This window comes from Cellulosimicrobium funkei, assembly GCF_001019615.1.
GTDB lineage: Bacteria > Actinomycetota > Actinomycetes > Actinomycetales > Cellulomonadaceae > Cellulosimicrobium > Cellulosimicrobium cellulans_E.
The window spans coordinates 1-5,614 of sequence record NZ_JNBQ01000070.1 but is presented as its reverse complement, the minus strand read 5'-3'; the positions used below and the strand labels follow the sequence as shown (position 1 = coordinate 5,614).

At 58.2% G+C, this 5,614-nt stretch carries 3 rRNA genes; all 3 read right to left on the bottom strand.

Features of this window, described 5'->3' with window-relative positions:
• Positions 1-50: 50 nt before the first annotated feature.
• A 5S ribosomal RNA gene (gene rrf / locus FB00_RS20605) occupies positions 51-167 on the bottom strand.
• A gap of 99 nt (positions 168-266) precedes the next feature.
• Positions 267-3,373 (bottom strand): 23S ribosomal RNA (locus FB00_RS20600).
• Positions 3,374-3,847: 474 nt separating this feature from the next.
• Positions 3,848-5,369 (bottom strand): 16S ribosomal RNA (locus FB00_RS20595).
• The 16S, 23S and 5S rRNA genes sit together here, the layout of an rRNA operon.
• Positions 5,370-5,614: the final 245 nt, after the last annotated feature.

Here is a 5,614-nt window from a genome sequence, read left to right as displayed (position 1 = left end):
GGAAATGCCGAAGGCCCACCCCGTGTGGGGTGGGCCTTCGGTGAAGGGTTGTCCGGCGGCGTCCTACTCTCCCACCCCGTCTCCAGGGCAGTACCATCGGCGCTGAAGGGCTTAGCTTCCGGGTTCGGTATGGGACCGGGCGTTTCCCCTTCGCTGTGACCGCCGTAACTCTATGGAACCTTTGTCAACACTGGGCACCCCCTGTGTGGGGGTGTGGTGCTGGTGGTTCGGGAACCGCACAGTGGACGCGTAGCAAAAAGTTGTTGGTGTTGAAGTTGTCGGCTGATTAGTACCGGTCAGCTGCACGGGTCTTTCGTCCCCGCTTCCACGTCCGGCCTATCGACCCAGTGTTCTGCTGGGTGCCTCTCACCCCGTAGGGTATGGAAACCTCATCTTGAAGCAGGCTTCCCGCTTAGATGCTTTCAGCGGTTATCCCTTCCGAACGTAGCCAACCAGCGGTGCTCCTGGCGGAACAACTGGCACACCAGAGGTTCGTCCGTCCCGGTCCTCTCGTACTAGGGACAGCCCTTCTCAAGTTTCCTGCGCGCGCAGCGGATAGGGACCGAACTGTCTCACGACGTTCTAAACCCAGCTCGCGTACCGCTTTAATGGGCGAACAGCCCAACCCTTGGGACCTACTCCAGCCCCAGGATGCGACGAGCCGACATCGAGGTGCCAAACCATGCCGTCGATATGGACTCTTGGGCAAGATCAGCCTGTTATCCCCGGGGTACCTTTTATCCGTTGAGCGACGGCGCTTCCACAAGCCACCGCCGGATCACTAGTTCCGACTTTCGTCCCTGCTCGACCTGTCAGTCTCACAGTCAAGCTCCCTTGTGCACTTGCACTCGACACCTGATTGCCAACCAGGCTGAGGGAACCTTTGAGCGCCTCCGTTACATTTTAGGAGGCAACCGCCCCAGTTAAACTACCCACCAGGCACTGTCCCTGGTCCGGATCACGGACCGAGGTTAGACATCCGAAGCGGCCAGAGTGGTATTTCAACGTTGACTCCACCCGCACTGGCGTACGGGCTTCACAGTCTCCCACCTATCCTACACAAGCCGCACCGAACACCAATACCAAGCTATAGTAAAGGTCCCGGGGTCTTTCCGTCCTGCTGCGCGTAACGAGCATCTTTACTCGTAGTGCAATTTCGCCGAGTTCGCGGTTGAGACAGCGGAGAAGTCGTTACGCCATTCGTGCAGGTCGGAACTTACCCGACAAGGAATTTCGCTACCTTAGGATGGTTATAGTTACCACCGCCGTTTACTGGGGCTTAAATTCTGAGCTTCACCCCGAGGGGTTGACCCGTCCTCTTAACCTTCCAGCACCGGGCAGGCGTCAGTCCGTATACATCGTCTTGCGACTTCGCACGGACCTGTGTTTTTAGTAAACAGTCGCTTCTCCCTGGTCTCTGCGGCCGTCCACGCTCCCACCGCGAGGGTGTTCACGCTTCGGGCCCCCCTTCTCCCGAAGTTACGGGGGCATTTTGCCGAGTTCCTTAACCACGATTCTCTCGATCGCCTTAGTATTCTCTACCTGACCACCTGAGTCGGTTTGGGGTACGGGCGGCTAGAACCTCGCGCCGAGGCTTTTCTTGGCAGCATAGGATCACCCAGTTCGCGCTTGTGCGCTCACCGTCAGCTCTCAGCCTCATGTCTGGCGGATTTGCCTACCAGACGGCCTACAGCCTTGGACGTGGTCTACCATCGCCACGCCGGGCTACCTTCCTGCGTCACCCCTGTTAATACGCTTACCTACTACCGGTTCGGGTCCCGCGCGCCCCTGCCCGGTGGCCCCGAAGGGCCGGTGGACAGGTTTGGGCGGTCAGCATCACCGGGCTCGGTATGGGCGGTTCTTCGCCGGTAGGAGAATATCAACTCCTTGTCCATCGACTACGCCTGTCGGCCTCGCCTTAGGTCCCGACTTACCCAGGGCGGATTAACCTGGCCCTGGAACCCTTGGTCATTCGGCGGACGGGTTTCTCACCCGTCTTTCGCTACTCATGCCTGCATTCTCACTCGTGTGGGCTCCACCACTGGGTTCCCCCGCGGCTTCACTGCCCACACGACGCTCCCCTACCCACCTGCGCCTCTGGACCACGAAGGCCTGAGTTGAGCGCAGATGCCACGGCTTCGGCGGTGTACTTGAGCCCCGCTACATTGTCGGCGCGGAATCACTTGACCAGTGAGCTATTACGCACTCTTTCAAGGGTGGCTGCTTCTAAGCCAACCTCCTGGTTGTCTGTGCAACTCCACATCCTTTCCCACTTAGCACACGCTTAGGGGCCTTAGCCGGTGGTCTGGGCTGTTTCCCTCTCGACTACGGAGCTTATCCCCCGCAGTCTCACTGCCACGCTTCCACTTACCGGCATTCGGAGTTTGGCTGACGTCAGTAACCTTGTAGGGCCCATCGGCCATCCAGTAGCTCTACCTCCGGCAAGAAACACGTGACGCTGCACCTAAATGCATTTCGGGGAGAACCAGCTATCACGAAGTTTGATTGGCCTTTCACCCCTAACCACAGGTCATCCCCCAGGTTTTCAACCCTGGTGGGTTCGGTCCTCCACGCGGTCTTACCCGCGCTTCAACCTGCCCATGGCTAGATCACTTCGCTTCGGGTCTAGACCCAGCGACTATGGGCGCCCTATTCGGACTCGCTTTCGCTACGGCTTCCCCACACGGGTTAACCTCGCCACTGAGCACTAACTCGCAGGCTCATTCTTCAAAAGGCACGCTGTCACCCCAACCAAGGAGGCTCCAACGGATTGTAGGCACACGGTTTCAGGTACTATTTCACTCCCCTCCCGGGGTACTTTTCACCTTTCCCTCACGGTACTGGTCCGCTATCGGTCACTAGGTAGTATTTAGGCTTAGCAAGTGGTCTTGCCAGATTCACACGAGATTTCTCGGGCCCCGTGCTACTTGGGATCCCCTTCGGGAGGCCGCACCATTTCGTCTACCGGACTCGCACCGTCTGTGGTCCGCCTTTCAATGCGGTTCGACTATGACACGACTTTCTGACTCCCCGGCGGACTGTCAGATCCACCAGAAGGGTCCCACAACCCCGAACACGCAACGCCTGACAGCTTTAACACGCGCCCGGTTTGGCCTCATCCGCTTTCGCTCGCCACTACTCACGGAATATCTCTTCCTGTCGGTACTGAGATGTTTCACTTCCCGACGTTCCCTCCACACACCCTATATATTCAGGTGCGGGTCACACGACATGACTCGTGCGGGGTTCCCCCATTCGGAAACCCTCGGATCACAGCTCGTTTGCCAGCTCCCCGAGGCTTATCGCAGGCTACCACGTCCTTCTTCGGCTCCTAGTGCCAAGGCATCCACCCTGTGCCCTTAAAAACTTCAACAAAAACAACAAAACTGCAGAGAACCAAGAACCACACCCACACACCCCGAAAGGCGCAGCGAGTGTGTCTTGATCTTTACAAAGATGCTCGCGTCCACTGTGCAGTTCTCAAACAACCAACGACCCCGACCCCCACCAGGACCCGCCTACCCAACCTCCCAGCAGGAGATCGAGCGGTTCGTGGTCCGGAGACCGGCCCGTACCAGGCACCCCACCAACCGGTGGCCGGTGACCTGAGGACCCAACAGTGTGCTCGACAAGCCCCCCGACTCTCACCCGTGATGTTCCACCACCACCCCACCAGGCCCCGAAGGACCGGACGGGCCGGCAGGTACTGACACCAGCAAGACCAGAAGACTCTTTCGTCAATGTTCCACCCATGAGCAACCACCCACCACACGTGCGGCGATGGCGTGGCACCTGAACAACCCACCCACCGGCAAAGCCGGCCAGGCGAGTGTTGGTAGCTCCTTAGAAAGGAGGTGATCCAGCCGCACCTTCCGGTACGGCTACCTTGTTACGACTTAGTCCCAATCGCCAGTCCCACCTTCGACCACTCCCCCCGCGAACGGTTGGGCCATGGGCTTCGGGTGTTACCGACTTTCGTGACTTGACGGGCGGTGTGTACAAGGCCCGGGAACGTATTCACCGCAGCGTTGCTGATCTGCGATTACTAGCGACTCCGACTTCATGGGGTCGAGTTGCAGACCCCAATCCGAACTGAGACCGGCTTTTTGGGATTCGCTCCACCTTACGGTATCGCAGCCCTTTGTACCGGCCATTGTAGCATGCGTGAAGCCCAAGACATAAGGGGCATGATGATTTGACGTCATCCCCACCTTCCTCCGAGTTGACCCCGGCAGTCTCCCATGAGTCCCCGGCATAACCCGCTGGCAACATGGGACGAGGGTTGCGCTCGTTGCGGGACTTAACCCAACATCTCACGACACGAGCTGACGACAACCATGCACCACCTGTGCACGAGTGTCCAAAGAGACCACCATCTCTGGTGGCTTCCCGTGCATGTCAAGCCTTGGTAAGGTTCTTCGCGTTGCATCGAATTAATCCGCATGCTCCGCCGCTTGTGCGGGCCCCCGTCAATTCCTTTGAGTTTTAGCCTTGCGGCCGTACTCCCCAGGCGGGGCACTTAATGCGTTTGCTGCGGCACGGAACTCGTGGAATGAGCCCCACACCTAGTGCCCAACGTTTACGGCATGGACTACCAGGGTATCTAATCCTGTTCGCTCCCCATGCTTTCGCTCCTCAGCGTCAGTTGCGGCCCAGAGACCTGCCTTCGCCATCGGTGTTCCTCCTGATATCTGCGCATTCCACCGCTACACCAGGAATTCCAGTCTCCCCTACCGCACTCTAGTCTGCCCGTACCCGATGCAAGCTCGAGGTTGAGCCTCGAGTTTTCACACCAGACGCGACAAACCGCCTACGAGCTCTTTACGCCCAATAATTCCGGACAACGCTTGCGCCCTACGTATTACCGCGGCTGCTGGCACGTAGTTAGCCGGCGCTTCTTCTGCAGGTACCGTCACTTGCGCTTCTTCCCTGCTGAAAGAGGTTTACAACCCGAAGGCCTTCATCCCTCACGCGGCGTCGCTGCATCAGGCTTTCGCCCATTGTGCAATATTCCCCACTGCTGCCTCCCGTAGGAGTCTGGGCCGTGTCTCAGTCCCAGTGTGGCCGGTCGCCCTCTCAGGCCGGCTACCCGTCGTCGCCTTGGTAGGCCATCACCCCACCAACAAGCTGATAGGCCGCGAGCCCATCCCTGACCGAAAAACTTTCCAACCACCCCCATGCGAAGGTAGCTCATATCCGGTATTAGCCCCGGTTTCCCGGAGTTATCCCGAAGTCAAGGGCAGGTTACTCACGTGTTACTCACCCGTTCGCCACTAATCCACCCAGCAAGCTGGGCATCATCGTTCGACTTGCATGTGTTAAGCACGCCGCCAGCGTTCGTCCTGAGCCAGGATCAAACTCTCCGTAAATGAACAACGCCCACCACCAAGCACAGCCCGGCAGTGAACAATCCATACGAAGCGAACCCAACCGGGTTCACAAAACTGGCATCAACACGAAAGATGACATCATCTTCCGAAATCAACCAAAGGAATCCCAGACACAACCAACCACCCCACCCGACGGGCGAAGACGATCAGCCATGCCACAGGGACAAAAAATTGGCATTGACTAACAAGCACACTGTTGAGTTCTCAAACAACCGACACACACC